This is a genomic window from Pseudomonas sp. 2835 (assembly GCF_050435905.1).
In the GTDB taxonomy this organism is placed as follows: domain Bacteria; phylum Pseudomonadota; class Gammaproteobacteria; order Pseudomonadales; family Pseudomonadaceae; genus Aquipseudomonas.
The window spans coordinates 229,895-253,422 of the sequence record NZ_JBNDLE010000005.1; the positions used below are offsets into that span (position 1 = coordinate 229,895).

The following is a 23,528-nucleotide window of genomic DNA, read 5'->3' on the forward strand; positions in this document are numbered from 1 at the left end:
TTCACGATGGAAATGCTGAAGTTTGGTAAGTTTGCTGCGCTGGCTCTGGCCATGGCCGTAGCTGTAGGTTGCTCCTCGAAAGGCGGCGACGATGCTGGTCAAGGCCAGGTTGATCCTAACGCTGGCTACGGTGCCAACACTGGCGCTGTTGACGGCAGCCTGAGCGAAGAAGCTGCTCTGCGCGCAATCACCACCTTCTACTTCGAATACGACAGCTCGGACCTGAAGCCAGAAGCCATGCGCGCTCTGGACGTTCATGCCAAGGACCTGAAAGGCAACGGCGCTCGCGTCGTTCTGGAAGGTAACACCGACGAGCGTGGTACTCGCGAATACAACATGGCTCTGGGCGAGCGTCGTGCGAAAGCCGTTCAACGCTACCTGGTACTGCAAGGCGTTTCTCCTGCCCAGCTGGAACTGGTTTCCTACGGCGAAGAGCGTCCAGTTGCTACCGGTAACGACGAGCAGTCCTGGGCTCAGAACCGTCGCGTCGAACTGCGTAAGTAATTCGATATGCGAACGTGCCGTCGTGCTGTAACCGTCCTGGCTCTCACCCTGCCTCTCATGGCCTGGGCTGAGGTTCCTGTTGTTGATGACAACGCAGGCTATAGCGGCGCAAGCAGCTATCCGCCTGCGGGTTATGGTACGAACGGCGCCTATGCCGGGGGAGGGGTTACGGCCCCTGCCTCGGCACAGGGCCAGCTGTTCATGCAACTGCAGCAAATGCAGGAGCAGATAGCGCGTCAACAAGGCGTCATTGAAGAGCTGCAAAATGACGTGTCACGCATGAAACAGGAGAGCCTGGAGCGTTACCAGGACCTGGATCGGCGTATCGGAAGCGGTGTTGCACCTGCCGCCACTCCGCCAAATTCCCCAGCCGGTGGCGAAGCCGCCGGTGCTGCTGCAGGCGCTGCCGCCGGTGCTGCCACCGGCCAGCAGCCTGCTGCCAGCAGCGAACCTGGCGATCCGGCGAAAGAGAAGCTCTATTACGACGCTGCTTTCGACCTGATCAAAGCCAAGGATTTCGACAAGGCCAGCCAGGCGTTCAACGCCTTCCTGCGCAAGTACCCGAACAGCCAGTACGCCGGCAACGCCCAGTACTGGCTCGGTGAAGTAAACCTGGCCAAGGGTGACCTGCAAGGCGCAGGGCAAGCCTTTGCCAAAGTGAGCCAGCTGTATCCCAAGCACAACAAGGTGCCGGATTCGCTGTACAAGCTGGCCGACGTGGAGCGCCGCCTGGGTCACACCGACCGGGTCAAGGGCATTCTCCAGCAGGTAGTTACCCAGTACCCGGGTACCTCGGCTGCACAACTGGCCCAGCGCGATCTGCAAAAGCTCTGAACCAGCCGTTTTAAAAGAAACCCGCGCTAGTCGCGGGTTTTTTCGTTAGAATCACTGCCCTTTTATGAAACACGCTGCTAAGAACTACGCGATGACGGGTTCTCAGCAGTGCCTGACGGAGGCGGACAGCCTGTTTAGCTGTTACGCCCGTGGCGACTATGCAAGACACATTACGCATCACCGAAGTTTTTTACTCTTTGCAGGGTGAAACGCGTACCGCTGGGCTGCCCACGGTATTCGTCCGCCTCACCGGCTGCCCGCTGCGTTGCCAATATTGCGACAGCGAGTACGCATTCAGTGGCGGCAGCATCCGCACCCTCGACTCGATCCTCGACCAGGTCGCCGGCTTCAAGCCGCGCTACGTCTGCGTTACCGGCGGCGAGCCGCTGGCCCAGCCCAATGCCATTCCTTTGCTCACGCAGCTGTGCGACGCCGGCTACGAGGTTTCGCTGGAGACCAGTGGCGCCCTGGATATTTCCAGGGTCGATACCCGGGTCACTCGCGTGGTCGACCTGAAAACCCCGGGCTCCGAGGAAGTACACCGCAACCGGTATGAGAACATCGAGCTGCTGACCCCGAATGACCAGGTCAAGTTCGTCATCTGTTCCCGTGAAGACTACGACTGGGCGGTGTCCAAGCTCATTCAATACGGCCTGGAAAAACGCGCTGGCGACGTACTCTTCTCGCCCAGCCACCACCAAGTGAGTGCCACGGACCTGGCCGACTGGATCGTGGCCGATAATTTGCCGGTTCGCTTCCAGATGCAGTTGCACAAGCTGCTGTGGAACGATGAACCGGGACGCTGACAGGAGCGATGCAATGACTGAGAAACGTGCGGTAATTCTGCTTTCCGGCGGCCTGGACTCGGCCACCGTGGTCGCCATGGCCAAGGCCGAAGGCTACAGCTGCTACACCATGAGCTTTGACTATGGCCAGCGCCACCGCGCCGAGCTCAATGCCGCAGCGCGGGTTGCCCGTGACCTGGGCGTGGTCGAGCACAAGGTCATCGGCCTGAGCCTGGACGGCATTGGCGGCTCGGCCCTGACCGACAGCAGCATCGATGTGCCTGAAGCGCCGAGCGAAGGCATCCCGGTCACCTATGTGCCGGCACGCAACACGGTATTCCTGTCCCTGGCCCTGGGCTGGGCAGAGGTGCTGGAAGCCCGCGACATCTTCATCGGCGTCAATGCCGTGGACTATTCCGGGTACCCGGATTGCCGCCCGGAGTTCGTCGAGGCGTTCGAGCGCATGGCCAACCTGGCTACCAAAGCCGGTGTCGAAGGCAACGGCTTTCGCATCCAGGCACCGCTGCAGAACCTCAGCAAGGCGCAGATCGTCCAGGCCGGCATGGCCCGCGGCGTCGATTACAGCCTGACCGTTTCCTGCTATCAGGCCGACGATGAAGGCCGTGCTTGCGGCAAATGTGACAGCTGCCGCCTGCGCGCTGACGGCTTCAAAGCCGCCGGTGTAGAGGACCCGACGAGATATTTTTAAATTATTTTGCGATGGGGTGTTGATTTCCTGTTAGAAATCAGTATTATACGCGCCATCCAACGGGTCGTTAGCTCAGTTGGTAGAGCAGTTGGCTTTTAACCAATTGGTCGTAGGTTCGAATCCTACACGACCCACCATACGCTGTAAGAAAAAGCCCGCGTCCTGCAAAGGTCGCGGGCTTTTTCGTTTCCTACCTATCAGAACGCGTAGGTCGCCGAGAGAATCGCCGAACGCGCATCGCCGTACTCAATAGCCGAAGAGCGCGCATCAGTACCGTTCTGCTGGCGCACACGCTCAACGTAATCCTTGTCGAACAGGTTGTTGACGTTCAACTGCAGGTCGAGGTCTTCGTTGACCCGGTACGCCACCATGGCGTTGTGCAGCCAGTAGGCGTCAAGCTTGGCGCTGGTGCTGGAGGTGACGTTGCGTTCGCTGACATAACGCGCGCCATAGCCCAGGGTCCAGCCGGCCGGCAGCTCGTAAGTGGTCCACAGGTTGAGCGAGCGCGGCGGGGTGTTGCCCAGGGCCTGGCCTTCACGGGCGATACCGGCCGCAGTGTTGGCGGCCTTGAGGGTTTCACTGTCGAGGAAGGTGTAGTTGGCGAACACATCCCACTGCTCGGTGATATGCCCGGTGACCCCGACTTCCACGCCCTGTACGCGTTGCTTGCCGGCCAGTTGGGTAGAGCCGTCGGCCATGGTTTCGCGGGCGTTGGTCTTTTCTACCCGAAACAGCGCTGCGTCCAGTTCCAGGCGCTTGTCGAACAACTCCCATTTGGTCCCCAGTTCCCAGGTTTCGTTCTTTTCCGGGGCGAGGTTTTCGGTGGCCGCGCTCAGGCCGGCGCCGGTGGAAGCCAGGCTCTCTGCCGAAGGGTTGAAGGAGTTACCCCAGGCCAGGTAGATACGACCGTTATCGGTCGGTTTGTAGACCAGCCCGGCACGGCCACTGAGCTTCTCGTCGGTGGAGTCGAAGTCGGAGGTACGCACATGCCCGGCGTCATAGCCCTTGGCCTGGCCTTTGAACTTGTCGTAGCGCAGGCCCAGGTTCAGGTCCCATTGCTCATGCAGGGCAATGGTGTCGAAGAGGTACAGCGCCTGGTTGCTCAGCTCGGTGTCGGTATAGCTGCTGGTGGCCTTGTTGGCCGGCCCCGACCAGTGCCCCGGCGGGTTGCTCAGATCATAACCATCAGCGGGATACAGGGCGTTGCTCAAGCCGTAGCCGTAGGTCTTCAGGTCCATGGTTTCGCGTGACACTTCCATGCCGGTGACCAGGTCATGGCGCATGCCCAGCAGCTTGAAGTTGCTGATCAGGTTGGTCTGGTTGATCCACATTTCGGTGGTCGCATCGCGCCCGTAGCCCTGGGGGCCGGCTGGGCGATAGCGGCCTGGGGGCAGGCCGGTGGTGTTGACGTGCGAAGCAGACACCGTGGTATCGCGGGCAATGTGGCTGTAGCGCGTGAGGTTCTGCAGGCGCAGGTTGTCGTTGAAGTCGTGCTCGAAGTTGGCGGTGAACGAGCTTTGCTCGATCTCTTCCTTGTCGAGGTTCTTCCAGCCGAAGTAGTCCTCGCGGCTGACGCCGGCCAGGCGTTTGCCGTCCAGGGCCGGTACGCCGTAGTCGGGCAGGTTGTCATCGACCTGGTGGAAGGCGCTCAGGGTCAGGCGCGTGGATTCGCTCAGGCCCAGGCGCAGCGATGGGGCGAGCCCCCAGCGTTCACGTTCGATCTGTTCGCGGCCGGCAACATCGTTCTGGTGGCCCATGAGGTTGATGCGAAACGCGCTGTCCTGGCCCACGCCCTCCAGTGGCTGGTTGCTGTCCAGGGTCATGCGGTAGTAGCTGTCGGTGCCGACACTGCCGCCCAGGCGGGTGAAGGCCTGGTCCTGGGGCTGCTTGCTGATGATGTTGATGCTGCCGCCGGTGGTACCGGCACCGCCGAACACCGAGTTGGGGCCCTTGATGACTTCGACCTGCTCGACATTGAAGGTGTCGGTGCGGTTGGTCTGGGCACTGTCGCGCAAGCCGTCGATCTGGATATTGCTGTTGGCCGAGAAGCCACGAATGTTGATGCTGTCGCCCGAGCCGCCACCGCCTTCGCCGGCGTTGAAGGTAATGCCGGAGACGTTGGACAGGACCTGGCGCAGGCTCAGGGCCTGCTGCTCCTTGATCACCTGGGAGGGCACCACGGTGATGGTCTGTGGGGTGTCGAGCAGCGTTGTGGTGTACTTGCCCGACGCCGAGCGTTCGGTCTTGTAGTCGCCGCTGGCCTGGGCATCGATGTTGATATTGCCCAGCTCCAGGGGCGGGCTGGACGCCTTCTCGGCGAGGGAATAGCCTGATGTCGAAGCGACGGCAAGGCCCAATGCAGAGGCCATGAAGGAATGTGATGAACGACCACGAGCAAGTTCGCAAGACATGTAAAATTTCACCCCAGTGAAAATTAAATGTAAGTGTTTATGATAATTATTAGCAGTTACGCTGCCGATAATAATCGCCTCGCTCACATTTCCTGCAACTGTAGGTGTTTCTATATGTTTCCAGAGCGAACCATGACAACACGGCCGAGTTCCAGCATCATGGTGGCATTTTCGAACTCAATGATGATCCGCCTCCCAGCGAGGCAGACATAAGGCTTTACGCGCAATGACGCCAGAACACGCCCAGCAGCCCACCCAGTCGCCGCCACTGGTATCAATCGTTGCTCCTTGCTACAACGCCGAGAAGTACCTTGAGGCCGCGCTGCAGAGCATCTTTGCCCAGGATTACCCCAACTTCGAGGTGATCATTGTTGACGATGGCTCAACGGACAACAGCCTGGCCATGCTCCGGGCGCTGCAGGATACCTACGATTTCACCTTGCTGACCCAGCACAATCAGGGCGTCAGTGCCACGCTCAACAATGGCCTCAAGCATGCCCGGGGCGTGTATGTCTCCACCCCGGACCTGGACGACATCATGCTGGCGCATTCGCTCAGCGTCAGGGCCAGGTACCTTGATGAGCACCCGCAGGTCGGCTGCGTCGGGGCCCTGATCGCCTACATGGACAGCGATGGCGCCGAGACCAAGACCCAGCAGCGCACTGAAGTGAAAACCTTCAGTTTCGACCAGATCGTCCGCGAGGCAGTGGTCATCGGTGCGCCGGGTGCGTTGTACCGCATGGAGGCGATGCGCGCGGCGCAGTTCTACGATCCGGCGATCAAGGTCCAGGACTTTCAGATCACCCTAAGGATCGCCAGCAAGGGCTACGAGATTCACGAGTTGCCGGTGTGCGTCACCCGCTATCGCCGCCACCCCAATAATCTTTCGCGAAAGTTCAAGGTCCTGCTGGATGCCGATATGCTGGCGATGGCGCCTTTCAAAACGCATCCCGAGTATCAGAAGGGCAGGACGGTGCTGATCAACAAGGCATTGAAATATGCGGTGGTCGCCGACAAGAAATTTGCCTGGCAGCTGTTGCGCTCGATCCCGCTACGCCATTACAACCGCACCACATTCAAACGCTTGAAACGCCTCGTACTGCACCGTTGATCGGCAAGGACCCTTTGTGAAGTTATTCGACCTCTTGAAGCAACGTCGCGAGCGCAAGCGCTTGCGCTCGATGGACAAGCTCGAGCGCGCGGCAGAAAAGATCAGGCTGCGTTACCCACGTTACAGCGTCGGGGTGGGCACCTACGGGATTCCGGAAGTCGTCGAGTTCGGTGACGATACGCTGCTGAAGATCGGTTCCTACACCTCGATCGCAGCAGGCGTGCAGATACTACTTGGCGGTGAGCACCGTACCGACTGGCTGACCACTTATCCGTTCCCGGCCATGGTCGATGCCGTCAAGGACATCAAGGACTATGCGCCGAGCAAGGGCGATGTGGTGATCGGCAGCGACTGCTGGATCTGCACCAACGCGGTGATCCTCTCGGGCGTGACCATCGGCCACGGCGCGATAGTCGCCGCCGGTGCGCTGGTGACCCGCGATGTACCGCCGTTTGCGGTAGTCGGCGGCAACCCGTGCAAACACATCAGGTGGCGGTTTGACGAAGAGGTGCGCAACATTTTGCTCGAAGCGGCCTGGTGGGACTGGCCCATGGATGAAGTCAAAGCTGTCTCGCGCATACTCAGTAGTTCGGACCTTGATAGCTTTCTTGCCTACATCAAGGCCCGTAACGGCTGACAGTCAGCTGAACAGGCGCTGGCGCAGCGCGTCGATGCGTTCGGCCTCGGCCAGGTAGTCGGCGGCGCTGCGGTTGCTGTACAGCTTGCCGGCCTTGATCCGCTTGGCGTCGCGCCGCTGCTGTTCGGCGCGTTCGAGCAACGCCTTTTGCAAGGCGCTGGCACTGTCCGGCGAGGCTTCAAGCAGCGGCCGGGCCATGGCCTCGGCGCTGTCCAGGTGGTCCTGGGCGATCGCGCTGAGCACCGCACTGGGCTCAGTTATCGCCCCCAGGCTTAGCAAACGCTTGGCCAGCGCAGGCGTTACCTGCGCAGCGCCCACCAGCAGCGTGTCGGCTTGCACCGGCATGCCCTGGTCGAGCAACCAGCTGGCAGCATCAAGGTGTCCATGCTGCAGGCAACATTCCAGGCTGGCGCCGTGTCCGCGTAACGCTTCGCTAAGGTCGCAGCCCGCTTTGCGCAGGGCTGCCAGGCGTTCGATATCACCCTGGCTGGCCGCATCGAGCAACGCCAGTTGGCGCAGGCGTGGTTGTTCGGCGAGGCTGCCGTCGGCCAGGGCCGGGCGCCAGTCCAATAGCCGTTGACGCAGCATCGCTTCCAGCCGCGCCTTGAGCGCCAGCCCAGGCTCACCGGCTGCTTGCAGTTCATCCAGCGCTTCGAGCAGTTCGCTGGCGCTGCTGTACTCGACCTGTGGGTCGAACGGGTCTTGTTCATAGGCCAGCAGGCGAAACAGCCCGGCGACGTCGTCGGCGATGCGTGCCAGGCTGTCCTGGTGCAGGCTGCCGGCCCAGGCTGGCGGCAGCCCGCGGCTCCAGGCGATCACCGCGCCATGGTTGGGGCCCGGGGTGACGCACACGTACAGGCGCTCCAGGTACTCGAAGCCGCCGAACGGCAGGTAGTCCAGCTTGCCGTTCCAGGGGCGGCCGTGTTCCCGGGCGGCTTCTTCGGCCTGCTCCTGTTCGTGCTCGATCCAGCCCCAGAGGTCGCGGTAGCCGTCGCTGTCCGGGTAGAACAGCTCGCTGAAGGAGAACGGGTGGCGGTGGCCGTCGTAAACCACCTCCAGGTCATAGCCGACGCGACCGCCCAGGCAGGTCTGCCACAGCTGCAACAGCCCTGCGGGTAGCGGGCCGCTCAGTTGGGCTTCGATCCGCGCCAGGGTGGCGGCGTCGATTGCAGGTTGGGTATCGAAGATCACGCAGCCTTCGAACAGGGCCAGGTGGTGGTCCTGCAACAGCTGTTGTTCGGCGGGGGAGAGTTCCATTCGTGGTCCACCTTCAGATTGGGCCGCAGACTCTAGCACGCGGCGAAACCCTCATTGTATCGACCGCGCCTCCCTGCGCCGAATCGATCTAAGCCGTGGGAACGAGGGGGGTAAAATGGTCTGGACGCTGTCGCGCAGGAGTCATGGCAATGAAATCCTTCAGCTCACTTGCGTTAACCACTGCTTTGGCCGCTCTACTGCTGGCCTGGCCGGCGCAGCACTTGCAGGCTTCGGAGTACCAGGAGCCTGTCGATGCGTCCGGGGTCAAGCTGCAGCCCCAGGAGCAGAATGGCATCAGTTATGTCACCGGCGGTATCGGTATCGATGAGTCGCGGGCCATCCAGCAGGTCCAGGGCTACAACCTGCATCTGACTTTCTCGACCGGCCCGGAAAACAAGTACGTGCCGGATGTCGACCTGGCGATCCAGGGCGGGCAGGGGCAAACCTTGCTGCAACTGAGCCAGGTCGGGCCGATGGTCTACGTCAAGCTGCCGCCGGGTCATTACAACCTGGTCGCCTCGCGCAATGGCGTGCAGCAACTGGGTGCTGTCAACCTGGTTCCCGGCCAGACTGGCAAGGTGAATTTGCACTGGAAGCAGGACAACTGAGCGCTGCCGGCCGCGATTGACGATCAGCGAATCATCTTGCCCGCGACCCGTGCCTTCATTGAACTTGCACGGAGTTTGCCGCGTAACGCTGCGGACTGATTTATAGTAGCGCCCTCGTCAACGGCGTCTCCGGGAAAAGGAAGTGGTGTGTTTTTCAGGTTTGTTCTGATCGCCGTAATGCTGGCGATGTCTGCATGCAGTTCGCATTCCCCAAGCCCCGGTAGCTCCGCCAACAAAGTCGTGGCCGGCACCTACAAGGTCAAGCGCGGCGATACCCTGTATTCGATTGCCTCGCGCCATGGCTGGAACTTCAAGGAGCTGGCGCGCTACAACGGCATCAGTGCGCCCTACGCGGTGAATGTCGGCCAGACCATTCGCTTCGGCGGCTCGAAAACCACCACGCGCACAGTCAGCACTGCCAGCAAGGCCAGGCCCGTGACGCCGACCACCAAGGTCACCCTGCGCGGCTGGGCGTGGCCGCTGCAGGGTACGGTAATCCGCCGCTATTCGTCCGCCGACAAGCTCAACAAAGGCATCCGCATCGCCGCCACCCCGGGCCAGCCGGTGTACGCCAGCCTCGGCGGCAAAGTGGCGTTCGCGACCAACATCCGCGGCTACGGCAACCTGATCATCCTCCAGCATGGCACTGCCCATGCCAGCGTCTACGGCCACAACAGCAAGTTGCTGGTCAAGGAAGGCCAGACCGTCAGCAAGGGCCAGAAGATCGCCGAAGCCGGCGACCTGGATACCGACCGCGTGCAGCTGTACTTCGAAATCCGCCAGAACGGCAAGCCGATCGATCCGCTGAGCGTGTTGCCGGCGGCCGGCTGAACCCTCAGCCGCCGCTCACCGGCCCCGCCTGCAGCAGCGGGTCATGGGGGTTGATCTGGCGCAGGGCGTTGAGCAGTTGCGCGGCCTCTGCCGGCTTCTGCGCTTGCTGCAGGTAATGAATCAGCGCCAGGCGCAGGTCACGGTTAAAGGGGTGCTGTTGCAGGCTGCGCCACAGTTGCTCGCGAGCCTCGGTCGTCTGCCCCTGGTCATGCAACGCCACCGCCAGCACATAGCCAAAGCCGGCATTGTCCGGCTCCAGCTTCACGGCGTGCTGAAAGGCCTTGAGCGCCGCCTCGCGTTTGCCGCAAGGCAGCGCGAAGCAAACGGTATGAATCCTTTGCATAGCGTAAACGCCTGATCAGTGACGCAGTTAAATGCTGTTACGGGAAGCCCGCATGGATTACTGATACTTGATGACGATGCCTTTGAGCCTGCGCCCTTCGATCGTACGGATGTCGCGGTCCCACAGCGGGCCGCTGACGTAAGCCGACACCGGCTGGATGCGGTCGTAGACCACCACCACGGCATCGCCACCAATGCTGGCGGCCTGCTCGCGCAGTTTTTGCTCGACATCGGTGATTGGTGGTGGCGGCTCGACACTGGCGTCGACGACGATTTCCCCCAGGCGGGTATGCGGCCGGGTCGGCTCGCTGCGCAGCACCTGGACATTGGCAGCGCTGGTGGGAGCTGCGTGGGGGGCACCGACATATTCGGTGGTGCGCGCGTCGATATTGCTGCAACCGGCGAGGGCCAGCAGCAGTGCGCCGAGTAACCAGTGCTGGCGCGGGTAGAGCTTGAGACCTGCGATCATCCTTCGATTCCCTCCGAAGCCTGTCATGCGCTGAAACAAAGACTTAACTGAAAGTAGCTGCAATTGGGTCAGTCGCAAGGAAAAGAAGGATGTTTGTCGGACAGCTAAACGTCCTTAGCCCAGCACCTCGCGCAGCCGGTACCAGAACATCCCCAGGGCCAGCAGCGGCGAGCGCAGGGCTTTGCCACCCGGGAAGGTCAGGTGCGGCACCGCGCTGAACACATCCAGGCCCTGGCTGTGCCCGGCGTGTATGGCCTCGGCCAGCAGCCGCGCGGTCCAGTGGGTGACGTTCAGGCCATGGCCGCTGTAGCCCTGGGCATAGAACACGTTCGGGTGCTGTTGCAGGCGGCCGACCTGGGGGAAGCGATTGGCGGTGATGCCGATCTTGCCGCCCCACTGAAAGTCGATGCGGGTGTTGGCCAGTTGCGGGAACACCTTGAGCATCTTCGGCTTCATGTAGGCGGCGATATCTGCAGGGTCGCGCCCGGAGTAGTGGCAGGCACCACCGAACAGCAGGCGGCGGTCGGCCGACAGCCGATAGTAGTCCAGGCCAACCTTCTGGTCGCACAGCGACAGGTTCTGCGGAATCAGTTGCTCGGCCTGCGCCTGGGACAGCGGTTCGGTGGCGATGATGTAGCTGCCGGCGGGCAATACTTTGCCGCTCAGGCGCGGTTCCAGTTCATCCAGGTGGGCGTTGCAGGCCAGCACCAGGCTGCCGGCGCGCACTGTGCCGTGACGGGTGCGTACCTGCGCGGTTTGGCCATGGCTGATTTCCAGCACCGGGCTCTGTTCGAAGATGCGCACGCCCAGGGACGCGGCCACGCGTGCCTCGCCCAGCACCAGGTTGAGCGGATGCAGGTGGCCCGAGCCGCGGTCGATCAGGCCGCCGGCATACACGTTGGAGGCGACCACCTGATGCATCTGCTCGGGCCCGATCAATTGGGTTTCATGCCGGTAGCCTTGTTCGGCCAGGCTTTGCTGCTCGGCCCGGAAGGCGGCGAACTGCGCGGGGGTGTTGGCCAGTTCGCAAAAGCCCCAGCGCAGGTCGCAATCGATGCCATGTGTGCGGATACGCTCGGCCACCACCTCGACCGATTCGATGCCGGCGCGTTGCAGGTACTTCACCCCGTCCTGGCCAACGTAGCGGGCAAAGCCATCGACTTCATGGCCGATGCCGCGAATCAGCTGGCCACCGTTGCGACCGCTGGCGCCCCAGCCGATGCGCCGGGCTTCGAGGAGGATCACCGAAAGCCCGCGCTCGGCCAGTTCGATGGCGCAGTTGACCCCGGTAAAGCCGCCGCCGATCACGCAGACATCGGCCTGCAGGTCGGCGCCCAGAGCAGGGTAGGGCGCCAGGTCATGGGCCGTGGCGCTGTAGTAGGAGCGGGCGTGTTCAGGGCTGTACTGGTTCATTTGTTCGACTTCACTTTGCTCCAGGAGCGGGTCATCAGGCGCATGATCGCCGGCGTCGGGGTGTTGGACACATACAGCTTGTCCAGCACCGCTTGCGGCGGGTACACCTCGGGGTTGTTGACCAGCTCGGCGTCCATGTACTGCTTGGCTGGCGGGTTGGCGTTGGCGTAGCCGACCACGCCGCTGACCTTGGCGATCACTTTCGGGTCGAGCAGGTAGTTGATGAAGGCGTAGGCCTCTTTCGGGTTGCTGGCGTCGGAGGGAATTGCCAGCAGGTCGAACCACAGGTTACTGCCTTCCTTGGGAATGGCGTAGGCGATGTTCACGCCGTTGTTGGCTTCCTTGGCGCGGTTGGCGGCCTGGAACACGTCGCCCGAATAGCCGAAGGCCACGCAGATATCGCCGTTGGCCAGGTCCGAGACATATTTGGACGAGTGGAAATAGGTGATGTAGGGGCGCAAGGTCAGCAGTTTGGCCTCGGCCTCCTTATAGTCTTCAGGCTTGTTGCTGCGTGGGTCCTTGCCCATGTAGTTGAGGATGGCCGGAAACAGTTCATCGGCCGAATCCATGAATGACACGCCGCACTGGCTGAGCTTTTTCAGGTTCTCGGGCTCGAACATCACCGCCCAGGAATCGATGTGGTCGACGCCCAGCACCTGCTTGACCTTGTCGACGTTGTAGCCGATGCCGTTGGTGCCCCACAGGTAGGGCACCGAGTGCAGGTTGTCGGCGTCGTTCTCCTGGAGGAACTTGAGCAGCACCGGGTCAAGGTTCTTCCAGTTCGGCAACTGCTCGCGGTCCAGTTTCAGAAAGGCCCCGGCTTTGACCTGGCGGGCCAGAAAGTGGTTGGAAGGCACGACCACGTCGTAGCCGGTGCGCCCGGCGAGCAACTTGCCTTCCAGGGTTTCGTTGGAGTCGAACACGTCGTAGATGACCTTGATACCGGTACTGCCCTGAAAGTCCGCCAGGGTGGTTTCACCGATGTAGTCGGTCCAGTTGTACACGCTGACACTGGGCTGGGCCTGGGCCGCGGCGCTGACCAGCAGCGCCAGGGTTGCAGTTACGACTGTTTTCATGGGACGCATATCGACACCTTTTCGAATTGTTGTTTTCGATACTTGTTACAAGGTCGGGCTCAGACGCTGAGCAGCAGGAACTCGCGCTCCCAGGAACTGATCACCCGTTTGAAGTTCTCGTGCTCGGCACGTTTGACCGCCACGTAGCCGCGGACGAACTTGCTGCCCAGGTACTGCTCGATGGTCGGGCAGTCTTCCATGTGCGCCAGGGCGTCTTCGATGGTGATCGGCAGGCGCAGGTTGCGCCGCTCGTAGGCGCGGCCCTGTACCGGGGCGCTGGGGTTGATCTTCTCGACCATGCCCAGGTAGCCGCACAGCAGGCTGGCGGCAATTGCCAGGTAGGGGTTGGCATCGGCACCGGGCAGGCGGTTTTCCACGCGCATCGCCTCGGGGCTCGAGGTCGGTACGCGCAGGCCCACGGTGCGGTTCTCTTCACCCCATTCGACGTTCACCGGCGCCGAGGTGTCGGGCAGGAAGCGGCGGAACGAGTTGACGTTGGGGGCGAACATCGGCAGCACTTTGGGGATGTACTTCTGCAAGCCGCCGATGTGATGCAGGAACAGCTCGCTCATCTGCCCGTTGTCGTCGACGAAGATCGGCTTGCCGGTGGCGATGTCGACCACGCTCTGGTGCAGGTGCATGGCGCTGCCCGGCTCATCGCCCACCGGCTTGGCCATGAAGGTGGCGGTGACGTTGTGCTTGAGCGCCGCCTCGCGCATGGTGCGCTTGAACACGGTGATCTGGTCGGCAAGGTCAAGGGCGTCGCCGTGACGGAAGTTGATCTCCATCTGCGCCGGGCCGTCTTCGTGGATCAGCGTGTCAAGGTCCAGGCCCTGGGCTTCGCACCAGTCGTAGACGTCTTCGAACAGCGGGTCGAATTCGTTGGCGGCATCGATCGAGAACGACTGGCGGCCGCTTTCGGCCCGGCCCGAACGGCCTAGTGGCGCCTGCAGCGGCAAGTCCGGGTCTTCGCAGCGCTGGGTCAGGTAGAACTCCATCTCCGGGGCGACAATCGGCTGCCAGCCCTTGTCGGTGTAGAGCTTGAGGACTTTCTTGAGCACGTTGCGCGGCGACAGCTCGATCGGGTTGCCCTGTTTGTCGAAGGTGTCGTGGATCACCACGGCGGTCGGCTCGATGGCCCATGGCACCACGTACACCGCCGCCGAATCCGGGCGGCAGACCATGTCGATGTCGGCCGGATCGAGCAGGTCGTAGTAGATGTCGTCGTCGACAAAGTCCCCGGTTACCGTTTGCAGAAGCACACTTTCCGGCAGGCGCATGCCTCGTTCATGCAGGAACTTGTTGGTCGGTGCGATCTTGCCGCGGGCGATACCGGTCAGATCACTGACCACGCACTCGACTTCGGTAATCTTGTGTTCTTTCAGCCACGCAGACAGCTGATCGAAAGGGGCATTCATAAAGACCTCATTGTTGGTTTTATCCACGCCAGGACCGGCAGTTGCGACCGGCTTGCCACCCAAGCGGCTTCCCCTGTAGCGCGTTGAGGTCTATCTTGGGTGACGCTTGCGCATTCGATCTATCCACTTTCAGCAAGACTAAAATGCACCAAAAGAGTGCATAAAGAGCAGCTCATGACAGCGTCAACGCCTTTGCGGGTTCAAGCTTTCAACACCGCCGATGTCACCGAACAGGTCCGCGCCACCCCGGGCTGGACCCAGCATTACCAACAGATGTCCCCCGGGCATTTCGCCGGCCAGCTGCGCTGCCTCGACTTGCAGGGCGTGGAGATCTACGAAGAGTGCATGAACACCCGGGTCGAGCAGAATTTCAGTGCGCCGGCAGGCTCCCTGGCGTTCTGTTTCGACCGCAGCGACCACAGCCTCTATGTGCTCAATGGCGAAAGCCGCAACATCTGGATCACCCCTGAGAACTACCAGGAAGTGGCCGTGGTGTTCGGCCCGGAATTCGTCCAGCGCCACAGCCTGGACATCGCTCGCCTCGACGGGTTGTTCATGGCGCCGCTGAACTCGATGCAGAACGAGCTGTTCAGCCGCTGGCTGAGCGGCACCCTCACGCGCATCTCTCAGACCATCGACCCGCCAAGCCAGGATGCGCTGGCCGCGCAGTTGCTGGAAGACTGCCTGTTTATCCTCGATAACGCGTGCATCTGCCTCGATCGCGGGGCGTTGTGGCGGCGTACCGAAGAGCGCGCAATCATGCGCAAGGTCGGTGAATGGGCCGCCGACTGCCCGGAAGAAACCCTCAATCTGCTTGAGCTTTCGCAGGTTGCCGGGGTGTCCCTGCGCCAGTTGCAGCACGCCTTCAAGACCTTCACCGGCATGGCCCCGGCGCAGTGGCTGCGCCTGCGCAGGCTCAACAGTGCACGGCGTGAACTGCTCAGTTGCAAACCCAGCGACACCACCGTGGCCGAGGTGGCCATGCACTGGTCGTTCTGGCACCTGGGGCGGTTTTCCGACAGCTACCGCAAGCTGTTCAAGGAGCTACCCAGCGAGACGCTTAAACGCGCGGCGCTGTCAGTCAGATAGCCAGCAGTGGTAATGTTCGACCTACTAAATGAAGTCGATAGCCTGGAAAGACCATGCCAAGAGCCTCCCACCAAGACCTGCGTCGCGCGTTCCGCCAACTGCTTGCCTCACCTGCCTGCTACCACACCGCCTCTGTTTTCGACCCGATGTCGGCGCGTATTGCCGCTGACCTGGGCTTCGAGGTGGGGATCCTCGGCGGTTCGGTGGCCTCCCTGCAGGTGCTGGCCGCCCCTGACTTTGCCCTGATCAGCCTCAGCGAATTCGCCGAGCAGGCGACGCGGATCGGCCGGGTGGCGCAGTTGCCGGTAATTGCCGACGCTGACCACGGCTATGGCAACGCGCTCAACGTGATGCGGACGGTGACCGAGCTTGAGCGTGCCGGGATTGCCGCGCTGACCATCGAGGACACCCTGCTGCCGGCCCAGTTCGGGCGCAAGTCCACCGACCTGATCAGCATCGCCGAAGGCGTCGGCAAGATCCGCGCGGCGCTGGAGGCGCGGGTTGACCCGGAGCTTTCGATCATTGCCCGCACCAACGCAGCGCTGATTGCTACCGAAGAAGTCATCGCCCGCACCGTGGCCTACCAGAACGCCGGTGCTGACGCCTTGTGCATTGTCGGTATCCGCGACTTCGAACACCTGGAACAGATTGCCGCGCACCTGAGCGTGCCGCTGATGCTGGTCACCTACGGCAACCCGCAGCTGCATGATGATGCGCGCCTGGCCGAACTGGGCGTGCGCATTGCCGTCGATGGCCATGGCGCCTACTTTGCCGCGATCAAGGCCACCTACGACTGCCTGCGTGAGCAGCGCGGCATCACCTGCAGCACCTCGGACCTGAGCGCCACCGAACTCACCCATACCTACACGCAACCGGACGACTACATCGTCTGGGCCCGCGAGTACATGGACGTCAACGAATAGGCCGCAAGGCTTAGTCAACGCAACAACTCTCTACAAATGGAAGCGAAACAATTCATGAAGAAATCTACAGGCGTACTCGGCCTCGCAGTGGCAGTGGCAGCGGTGTGCACCGCGGGTGCCTGGTACACCGGCAAGCAACTGCCCGGCGTGCTGGAAACCACCATCGCCGAATCCAACGCCCAGACCAAGCAGGCGCTGGTGGGGATGGACACCCTCGTGGAGCTTGAGCTGGTATCGCTGGACAGCCATCTGTTCAGCAGTACCGCCAAATACCGCCTCAAGGTAAAGAACCTGCAGGTTGGCGAAGACAGCAAAAGCTTCGAGCTGAATTTTGTCGACCAGATCGAACACGGGCCGTTGCCGCTGTCGCGGGTCAAGGCGCTGAAGCTGATGCCGGTCATGGCTGCCAGTCATTACAGCCTGGAAAAAGACGCTGCCACCGCCGATTGGTTCGCCCTGACCAAAGACGTTTCGCCGCTGCAAGGCCAGGTTGCCTACGGCTACGATCGCTCGATGGACAGTGCTTTCCAGGTGGCGCCGATCGAGTGGAGCAAGGACGGCTCGTCGCTGAAGTTCTCCGGGTTTGAAGTCAGTGGCCACGGCAACGAAGGCGCCGAACACGTGCAGCTCACCGGCCAGTCGGCCGGCCTGAGCCTGAACCTGGTCGACCCCGACAGCAAAGTGCTGAAAGTCGATATCAAGGGCCTGAGCCTGACCGGCGACATGACCAAGACGCCGTTCGGCTTCTATGTCGGCAAGATGGACATGGCCGTGGCTGATACTGTCGCAACCTTCGGTGACGAGCAAAAGGTCCTGAAGCTCAAGGGCCTGGCGCAGAACAACGAGTACAAGAACGACGGCGACAAGCTCTCGGCGCGCATGGAGTATAAGGTTGGCGACATCAACTTTGACGGCAAGGCCATCGGTGCCGGCGAGATGGTCTGGAGCCTCAAGCGTCTCGACATCCCGGCCATGCAGGCACTGATCGGCTGGTACCAGAGCCGCCTGCCGGAGTTCCAGCAGGCCGCTGCCGAAGGTGCAGGCATGCCGGACCTGGCAATGACCGAGGCCGAAACGGCCCAGGTGCGCAGCGATGTGCAGCGTCTGCTGGCGGCCAAGCCACAGATTGCCCTGGAGAACCTGTCGTTCAAGACTGCCAATGGCGAAAGCCGCTTCAGCTTCAGCGTCGACCTGGCTAACCCGACCTCCCTGGAGCTGCCGCCCGAGGAGCTGTCCAAGCAGTTGATCACTCAACTGCAGAGCAAGATGTCGCTGTCCAAGCCGATGATCGGCGACCTGGCAATCCTGCAGGCTCAGTTCGAAGGCCAGACCGATGCTGCCATTGTTGCACAGCAAGCGGCCCAGGCCGGGGAAATGGTCAGCATGATGGCGGTGCAGAGCCAGATGGCCAAGGTCGAGGGCAATGACATTGTCACCTCGCTGCACTATGCCGATGGCATGGTCGACTTCAACGGCCAGAAGATGACCGTTGAGCAGTTCGCCAGCGTGATCATGGCCAACGCCAGCGCAATGCAGGCGACCGGCGGTTGATGTTCAGGCCCGGGGCGCCCGCCCCGGGCTTGTTTCACTAAAAAAACCTTTTGAATTCATCCGATTATCTGTAGCCTTCGGCATCCTATAAAAACCCGAGGCCGCAGCTGGTCCGTGGTTCTGTGCGCAAGGCTGTTTTGCCCTGCCTGCGGAGCCTGTAGCCGATTTGCCAGGGCTCGGTGATACACTCGACTTACGCGCTCAAGCGCCTGCAGGTCCAGCGATCATGACCCAGATTTCCGAACGCCTTCTCGTCCAGGCTCACCTCGATGCCAAGCAGCCCAAGCCGCTTTCGCCCGAGCAAGAGGCCGACTACCGCGCCGCCATTGCCGCCGAGCTCAAGGCGCAAAATGCGGTGCTGGTTGCCCACTACTATTGCGACCCGGTGATTCAGGCCCTGGCCGAGGAAACCGGCGGCTGCGTGTCCGACTCGCTGGAAATGGCCCGCTTTGGCAAGAACCACGCGGCTACCACCGTGGTGGTGGCCGGTGTGCGCTTCATGGGCGAGACGGCCAAGATCCTCACCCCGGAAAAGCGCGTGCTGATGCCGACCCTCGAGGCGACTTGCTCGCTCGATCTCGGCTGCCCGGTTGAAGAGTTCTCGGCGTTCTGCGACAAGCACCCCGAGCGCACCGTGGTGGTGTATGCCAACACCTCGGCGGCGGTCAAGGCCCGGGCTGACTGGGTAGTGACCTCAAGCTGCGCGCTGGAAATCGTCGAAAGCCTGATGGATAACGGCGAGACCATCATCTGGGGGCCGGACCAGCACCTGGGTCGCTACATCCAGAAACAGACCGGCGCCGACATGCTGCTGTGGGACGGTGCCTGCATCGTTCACGAAGAGTTCAAGTCGCGCCAGCTGGCCGACATGAAGGCGCTGTACCCGGATGCCGCGATTCTGGTACACCCGGAGTCGCCCGAGGCGGTAATCGACCTGGCCGACGCGGTGGGTTCCACCAGCCAGCTGATTGCTGCGGCGCAGACTTTGCCGAACAAGACCTTCATCGTCGCCACCGACCGCGGCATCTTCTACAAGATGCAGCAACTGTGCCCCGACAAGATCTTCATCGAAGCGCCCACCGCCGGTAACGGCGCGGCCTGCCGCAGCTGCGCGCATTGCCCGTGGATGGCGATGAATACCCTGGAGCGCACCTTGCAGTGCCTGCGTGAAGGCACCAACGAGATCTTCGTCGAGCCGGCACTGATCCCTCAGGCGATCAAGCCGCTCAAGCGCATGCTCGACTTTACCCAGGCGGCGCGGATGAAGTTGTCCGGTAACGCCTGAGGCCGCCATTGATGGCAAGCCAGCTCCCCTGTGGGAGCCGGCCTTGCCGGCGATAGGCTGCGAAGCAGCCTCCTTATCGCATCATGTCCTTGACCATCCGCTGCTGTTCCATCAACTCGCGCTGACGCGCATCGATCTTCGACGCCAGGACAAAGTTGTTGCCGGCGCGCTGCTTGGCGTAGTCAAGCTGCTGCAAGGCCTGGTCGAAGTCGCCCACCAGGGCAAAGTATTCGGCGCGGGCCTGGTGCAGGCCGATGGTGTTGCCCGACAAGCCCCGCACTTCCGCCACGTCATACCAGACGTCCGGGTCTTCAGGACGGTTCTTGAGCAGCGCATCCAGCGCCTTCTCTGCCTCGGCAGGGCGGTTCTGCTTGAGCAGCAGGTCGATGCGCGCCTGTTGCAGCGGGTAGTTGGCCGGGTACAGGCTGCGCATCCGCTCGACCCGTTGCTGGGCATCGGGCAGGCGGTTGTTGGTGATGTCCAGGTCGATCTGCGCCAGGTTGTAGGTGATGTCGTTGGGCGCCTTGGCCAGCAGCGGCTTGAGGTTTTCGCGCGCCTCGTTCAGGCGCCCGCCCTTGATCTGCGCCAGCGCCAGGCCGTAGCGGGCGGCGTCCATCTGCGGGTTTTCGTCGAGCTGGGCCTGGAAGCGCTTGGCGGCAAGTCCTGGGGTGCCTTCGTAGATCAGCGCCACCCGGGCGCGAATAAGCTGGTAGCGCTGGCTGTCTTCGGTGCCGCCCTTTGGCGCCTGTTCGGCGCGGTTGCGGGTGTCGGCGATGCGCGATTCGGTCACCGGGTGAGTCAGGAGGAATTCCGGTGGCTTGGCGTCATAGCGATACTGGCGCATCAGGCGCTCGAACATGGTCGGCATGTTGCGCGGATCGTAGCCGGCCTTTTCCAGGTTGAGGATACCGATACGGTCGGCTTCCTGTTCGTTCTGCCGGGAGAAGCGCCGCTGCTCCTGGATCGCCGCCGCCTGGGTGCCGGCAATCGCGGCAATACCGGCATCGCCGGCACCTGCCGCGGCAGCGACGATACCGATCAGCAGCGCGCCCATCATCGGCAACTGCATGCGCTGCTGGGCCTCGACGCCGCGGGCGAAGTGGCGCTGCGACAAGTGCGCCAGCTCGTGGGCCAGTACCGAGGCGTACTCGCCTTCGGTCTGGGCATTGAGGAACAGCCCGCCGTTGACCCCGACGATCCCGCCGGGGGCGGCAAAGGCGTTGAGTTCGCGGCTGTCGATGAGGATGAACTCCAGGCGCCGATCCTGCAGCTGGCTGGTTTCGGCCAGGCGGTAGACGCTGGTTTCGACGTAATCCTTGAGCTGGGGATCGTTCAGTTGGTTGACATTGCCCCGCAGCAGACTGAGCCAGGCGCGGCCCAGCTGGTGTTCCTGTTGCGGGGAGACAATGGCAGAACTGGCGTCGCCCAGTGACGGCAGGTCATCGGCATGGCTGGGGAGCGCCATCAAACAGGCCAGCGTCAGCAGGGTAGGGCGCAGAAAATTCATGCACGAAGCTCTGGTCGACAAAGAACCTTACTGTAGCCCGCTCACACGTTGGCGACCAGTGGCGGTATCCTACCGGGCCTGTTCAAAATGCTACCTGTGCCCGCATTCCTGCCTGGAGACCCCCATGAGCGAGACCCCGACCCATGACGCCGAACTTGACGCCAGCGGGCTGAACTGCCCGCTGCCGCTGCTCAAGGCGAAGATGGAGCTCAACCGCCTGGCCAGTGGCGCGGTGCTCAAGGTGATCGCCACCGACGCCGGCTCCCAGCGCGACTTTCGCACTTTTGCCCGATTGGCCGGTCATACGCTGCTGCTCGAAGAGGCCGATGCCGGTGTGTACCGCTACTGGTTGAAGAAAGCCTGAGTTTTTTCTGTTAAAGGATCGTCAATGTTCAAGGTGCTTCGCGACTGGATGCAGCGCTACTTCTCCGATGAAGAAGCGGTGGTGCTGGCGGTCTTGCTGTTTCTGGCGTTCACCGCCGTCCTGACCCTCGGTGGCATGCTCGCACCGGTGCTGGCGGGAATGGTTCTGGCGTTCCTGATGCAGGGCCTGGTCAATGCCCTGGAGCGCCTGCGGGTGCCCACGCGCTACGCGGTCGGGCTGGTGTTCATGCTGTTCATGGGCGCCCTGGCGGTGTTCCTGCTGGTGCTGGTGCCGCTGCTCTGGCATCAGCTGATTACCCTGTTCAACGAACTGCCGGGCATGCTCGGCAAGTGGCAGTCGCTGTTGCTGCTGTTGCCCGAGCGTTACCCGCACCTGGTCTCCGACGAGCAGGTACTGCAAGCCATCGAGGTGATGCGCGGCGAGATCGGCAAGTTCGGCCAGTGGGCGCTGACTTTCTCGCTGTCGAGCCTGCCGCTGCTGGTCAACATCATGATCTACCTGGTGCTGGTGCCGATCCTGGTGTTCTTCTTCCTCAAGGACCGCGAGCAGATCGCCGATTGGGTCAGCGGCTACCTGCCCAAGGAACGGGCGCTGATGACCCGGGTGGCTGAAGAGATGAACCGGCAGATCGCCAACTACATTCGCGGCAAGGGCATCGAGATTCTGATCTGTGGCGTGGCCACCTACATCGCCTTCATCAGCCTGGGGCTCAACTATGCGGCGTTGCTGGCACTGCTGGTCGGCCTGTCGGTGGTGGTGCCCTATGTCGGCGCGGTGGTGGTGACGGTGCCGGTAACCCTGATTGCGCTGTTCCAGTGGGGTTGGGGCGATCAGTTCATCTACCTGATGGCGGTGTACGCAATCATCCAGGCCCTGGATGGCAACGTGCTGGTGCCGCTACTGTTCTCCGAGGCGGTGAGCCTGCACCCGGTGGCGATCATCTGTGCGGTGCTGCTGTTTGGCGGGCTGTGGGGGTTCTGGGGGATCTTCTTTGCCATCCCGCTGGCGACCTTGTTCAAGGCCGTGCTGGATGCCTGGCCGCGGCGTGAGCCGGTGGTGGCGCCGCTGCTTTGAAAGCATCGCGGGGCAAGCCCGCTCCCACAGTGAGTGAAAGAACCTGTGGGAGCGGGCTTGCCCCGCGATTGGCTTATCTTGCGTTCAGCGCCTGCGCTTCAGCCAGCACGGCGTCCACGTGCCCTGGCACTTTCACCCCACGCCAGGCCTTGCGCAGCACGCCGTCCTTGTCGATCAGGAAGGTGCTGCGGTCCACGCCCAGGTATTCCTTGCCGTAGAGCTTCTTCAGCTTGATCACGTCGAAGAGCTGGCAGAGGGCCTCGTCCTTGTCGCTGATCAGCTCGAAGGGGAAGGCCTGTTTGGCCTTGAAGTTCTCGTGGGACTTGATGCCATCGCGCGATACGCCGAACACCTGGGTGTTGGCCGCCGCGAAGGCTGCATGCTGGTCACGGAAACCCTGGCCTTCGGTGGTGCAGCCCGGGGTGCTGTCCTTGGGGTAGAAGTACAGCACCACCTGCTGGCCTTTAAGCCCGGCCAGGCTGACGGTCTGGCCACTGGTGGCCTGGGCCTCAAAATCGGCGACGGGTTGGTCGAGTTCAACGGCCATGAAAAGCTTCCTTACATCGGGTTCTGTGGGCGCCACGGTTCGATCAGTGCATCCAGGTTCAGCGCATCGGAGAAGTCCAGGAACTGGTCACGCAGCCAGCTGATCTGGGTACCGGCCGGCAGGGTCACGGTAAAGGTGGCGTTGAGCATGGTGCCGCCAGTCTGCGGGGCCTGGTAGGTGTCGCAGGTGAGGTTCTCCAGCTCCACATGGTGGTCGATGAAGAACTGGCACAGCTCGTTGATGATGTCCGGGCGATAGGCGGCGCTGACATAGGCCACGTACGGCAGCGACAGCGGGCGCACTTCAAGCTCAGCGCTGCGCACCACGTTGACGGTGAAGGTGTGCTTCTTGGCCAGGCCCGGCAGGGCGCCTTCGAAGCGCGCCAGGGCGTCCCAGCTGCCGGCGACCTGCAAAACCAGTGCGCTGCACTCGCCGTGGCGGGTCAGGCGCGAGGTGACGACCGAGCAACGATTGTCGTTGCTGGCCCGGCACAGGATGTTGGTCAGTTCCATGGGATTGGAACCCAGGGCGCTGATGACAAGGAATTGTTCGCGAACGGTGGGGGTGGACATGCAGCATTCCTAAAGCGATGAGCGGTCGGTACCTGACGTGGCAAAAAGGCCGGTAGGCAGGCGCCCGGGGCTCAGGATCGAGCCTTGCGGCGCTGGCTACGCGCATTGTCGGCAGCCCGGCGGGCCACTATGTACCGATCAAAGACAGAAGGGTAGCGAAAATGGCCGCCGAGGGGAATGCTCCGCCCGC

The 23,528-nt window shown here is 62.2% G+C and carries 24 protein-coding genes and 1 tRNA gene; 15 read left to right on the top strand and 10 right to left on the bottom strand.

Annotated features, from left to right (window positions below; all coding sequences use genetic code 11):
- Positions 1–6: 6 nt before the first annotated feature.
- The 5 genes from pal (at position 7) to ABIE20_RS09415 (ending at position 2,969) form a co-directional block, all read left to right on the top strand.
- A complete protein-coding gene (gene pal / locus ABIE20_RS09395; protein ID WP_010223188.1) occupies positions 7–504 on the top strand; it encodes a peptidoglycan-associated lipoprotein Pal in 498 nt (165 codons plus the stop codon).
- Positions 505–510: 6 nt separating this feature from the next.
- A complete protein-coding gene (ybgF, locus tag ABIE20_RS09400) occupies positions 511–1,338 on the top strand; it encodes a tol-pal system protein YbgF (RefSeq protein ID WP_123565823.1) in 828 nt (275 codons plus the stop codon).
- A 158-nt stretch (positions 1,339–1,496) separates the two neighbouring features.
- Positions 1,497–2,144, top strand: coding sequence for a 7-carboxy-7-deazaguanine synthase QueE (gene queE / locus ABIE20_RS09405; RefSeq protein ID WP_429504599.1), 648 nt, complete (start codon positions 1,497–1,499; stop codon positions 2,142–2,144).
- 13 nt (positions 2,145–2,157) lie between these two features.
- On the top strand, positions 2,158–2,832 hold the full coding sequence (gene queC, locus ABIE20_RS09410; RefSeq protein WP_429504601.1) for a 7-cyano-7-deazaguanine synthase QueC: 675 nt from the start codon (positions 2,158–2,160) through the stop codon (positions 2,830–2,832).
- Positions 2,833–2,893: 61 nt separating this feature from the next.
- Positions 2,894–2,969, top strand: a tRNA-Lys gene (locus ABIE20_RS09415).
- A 60-nt stretch (positions 2,970–3,029) separates the two neighbouring features.
- Here the strand turns inward: ABIE20_RS09415 and ABIE20_RS09420 are convergent.
- Positions 3,030–5,243, bottom strand: a complete 2,214-nt coding sequence (locus ABIE20_RS09420; RefSeq protein ID WP_429504603.1) for a TonB-dependent receptor — start codon at positions 5,241–5,243, stop codon at positions 3,030–3,032.
- A gap of 226 nt (positions 5,244–5,469) precedes the next feature.
- On the opposite strand from ABIE20_RS09420, the gene ABIE20_RS09425 reads away from it, so the two are divergent.
- Positions 5,470–6,354, top strand: coding sequence for a glycosyltransferase family 2 protein (locus ABIE20_RS09425; protein WP_429504605.1), 885 nt, complete (start codon positions 5,470–5,472; stop codon positions 6,352–6,354).
- A 16-nt stretch (positions 6,355–6,370) separates the two neighbouring features.
- Positions 6,371–6,991 (top strand): CatB-related O-acetyltransferase, encoded by a 621-nt coding sequence (locus ABIE20_RS09430; protein ID WP_429504607.1) that lies wholly within the window; start codon positions 6,371–6,373, stop codon positions 6,989–6,991.
- A 3-nt stretch (positions 6,992–6,994) separates the two neighbouring features.
- Here ABIE20_RS09430 and ABIE20_RS09435 read toward each other — a convergent pair whose 3' ends face one another.
- Complete coding sequence (locus tag ABIE20_RS09435) at positions 6,995–8,248, bottom strand: SMI1/KNR4 family protein (RefSeq protein ID WP_429504609.1); 1,254 nt, start codon at positions 8,246–8,248, stop codon at positions 6,995–6,997.
- A gap of 149 nt (positions 8,249–8,397) precedes the next feature.
- Here ABIE20_RS09435 and ABIE20_RS09440 point away from each other — a divergent pair, with 149 nt between their 5' ends.
- Together ABIE20_RS09440 and ABIE20_RS09445 are read left to right on the top strand one after the other, a co-directional pair.
- Positions 8,398–8,856, top strand: coding sequence for a carboxypeptidase regulatory-like domain-containing protein (locus ABIE20_RS09440; protein ID WP_429504611.1), 459 nt, complete (start codon positions 8,398–8,400; stop codon positions 8,854–8,856).
- A 147-nt stretch (positions 8,857–9,003) separates the two neighbouring features.
- The gene (locus ABIE20_RS09445; RefSeq protein ID WP_429504613.1) at positions 9,004–9,687 is read left to right on the top strand and encodes a peptidoglycan DD-metalloendopeptidase family protein; all 684 of its coding nucleotides are present in this window, start codon (positions 9,004–9,006) and stop codon (positions 9,685–9,687) included.
- A 4-nt stretch (positions 9,688–9,691) separates the two neighbouring features.
- On the opposite strand, the gene ABIE20_RS09450 is transcribed toward ABIE20_RS09445, so the two are convergent.
- The 5 genes from ABIE20_RS09450 to ABIE20_RS09470 all read right to left on the bottom strand — a co-directional run bounded on the left by ABIE20_RS09450 (position 9,692) and on the right by ABIE20_RS09470 (position 14,405).
- On the bottom strand, positions 9,692–10,030 hold the full coding sequence (locus ABIE20_RS09450) for a tetratricopeptide repeat protein (RefSeq protein WP_429504614.1): 339 nt from the start codon (positions 10,028–10,030) through the stop codon (positions 9,692–9,694).
- Positions 10,031–10,087: 57 nt separating this feature from the next.
- Positions 10,088–10,498 carry a hypothetical protein gene (locus tag ABIE20_RS09455; protein WP_429504616.1) on the bottom strand — a complete coding sequence of 137 codons (411 nt, stop codon included), beginning with the start codon at positions 10,496–10,498 and terminating at the stop codon, positions 10,088–10,090.
- Between the two features lie 114 nt (positions 10,499–10,612).
- Entirely contained in the window at positions 10,613–11,911 is a 1,299-nt protein-coding gene (locus ABIE20_RS09460; RefSeq protein ID WP_429504618.1) for an NAD(P)/FAD-dependent oxidoreductase, read from the bottom strand.
- Positions 11,908–12,987: a polyamine ABC transporter substrate-binding protein gene (locus tag ABIE20_RS09465; protein ID WP_429504620.1), complete on the bottom strand. Its 1,080-nt coding sequence runs from the start codon at positions 12,985–12,987 to the stop codon at positions 11,908–11,910. Before ABIE20_RS09465 ends, ABIE20_RS09460 begins: the two co-directional genes overlap by 4 nt.
- Before the next feature lie 59 nt (positions 12,988–13,046).
- Positions 13,047–14,405, bottom strand: a complete 1,359-nt coding sequence (locus ABIE20_RS09470) for a glutamine synthetase family protein (RefSeq protein ID WP_045193707.1) — start codon at positions 14,403–14,405, stop codon at positions 13,047–13,049.
- Between the two features lie 174 nt (positions 14,406–14,579).
- On the opposite strand from ABIE20_RS09470, the gene ABIE20_RS09475 reads away from it, so the two are divergent.
- From ABIE20_RS09475 to nadA, 4 genes are all read left to right on the top strand, one after another.
- Positions 14,580–15,494: a helix-turn-helix domain-containing protein gene (locus tag ABIE20_RS09475; RefSeq protein WP_429504623.1), complete on the top strand. Its 915-nt coding sequence runs from the start codon at positions 14,580–14,582 to the stop codon at positions 15,492–15,494.
- 53 nt (positions 15,495–15,547) lie between these two features.
- Positions 15,548–16,417 carry an isocitrate lyase/PEP mutase family protein gene (locus tag ABIE20_RS09480; RefSeq protein ID WP_093386357.1) on the top strand — a complete coding sequence of 290 codons (870 nt, stop codon included), beginning with the start codon at positions 15,548–15,550 and terminating at the stop codon, positions 16,415–16,417.
- A 54-nt stretch (positions 16,418–16,471) separates the two neighbouring features.
- The gene (locus ABIE20_RS09485) at positions 16,472–17,968 is read left to right on the top strand and encodes a YdgA family protein (RefSeq protein ID WP_429504625.1); all 1,497 of its coding nucleotides are present in this window, start codon (positions 16,472–16,474) and stop codon (positions 17,966–17,968) included.
- A gap of 226 nt (positions 17,969–18,194) precedes the next feature.
- Positions 18,195–19,253, top strand: a complete 1,059-nt coding sequence (nadA, locus tag ABIE20_RS09490) for a quinolinate synthase NadA (protein WP_429504627.1) — start codon at positions 18,195–18,197, stop codon at positions 19,251–19,253.
- Between the two features lie 73 nt (positions 19,254–19,326).
- On the opposite strand, the gene ABIE20_RS09495 is transcribed toward nadA, so the two are convergent.
- A complete protein-coding gene (locus ABIE20_RS09495) occupies positions 19,327–20,760 on the bottom strand; it encodes a M48 family metalloprotease (RefSeq protein ID WP_429504629.1) in 1,434 nt (477 codons plus the stop codon).
- A gap of 124 nt (positions 20,761–20,884) precedes the next feature.
- On the opposite strand from ABIE20_RS09495, the gene ABIE20_RS09500 reads away from it, so the two are divergent.
- Both ABIE20_RS09500 and ABIE20_RS09505 read left to right on the top strand, forming a co-directional pair.
- On the top strand, positions 20,885–21,124 hold the full coding sequence (locus tag ABIE20_RS09500; protein ID WP_429504631.1) for a sulfurtransferase TusA family protein: 240 nt from the start codon (positions 20,885–20,887) through the stop codon (positions 21,122–21,124).
- 24 nt (positions 21,125–21,148) lie between these two features.
- Entirely contained in the window at positions 21,149–22,219 is a 1,071-nt protein-coding gene (locus tag ABIE20_RS09505) for an AI-2E family transporter (protein WP_045193511.1), read from the top strand.
- A gap of 73 nt (positions 22,220–22,292) precedes the next feature.
- Here the strand turns inward: ABIE20_RS09505 and ABIE20_RS09510 are convergent, their stop codons facing one another.
- Both ABIE20_RS09510 and ABIE20_RS09515 read right to left on the bottom strand, forming a co-directional pair.
- Positions 22,293–22,766 carry a peroxiredoxin gene (locus ABIE20_RS09510; RefSeq protein ID WP_429504633.1) on the bottom strand — a complete coding sequence of 158 codons (474 nt, stop codon included), beginning with the start codon at positions 22,764–22,766 and terminating at the stop codon, positions 22,293–22,295.
- An 11-nt stretch (positions 22,767–22,777) separates the two neighbouring features.
- Positions 22,778–23,338 (bottom strand): glycine cleavage system protein R, encoded by a 561-nt coding sequence (locus tag ABIE20_RS09515; protein WP_429504635.1) that lies wholly within the window; start codon positions 23,336–23,338, stop codon positions 22,778–22,780.
- Positions 23,339–23,528: the final 190 nt, after the last annotated feature.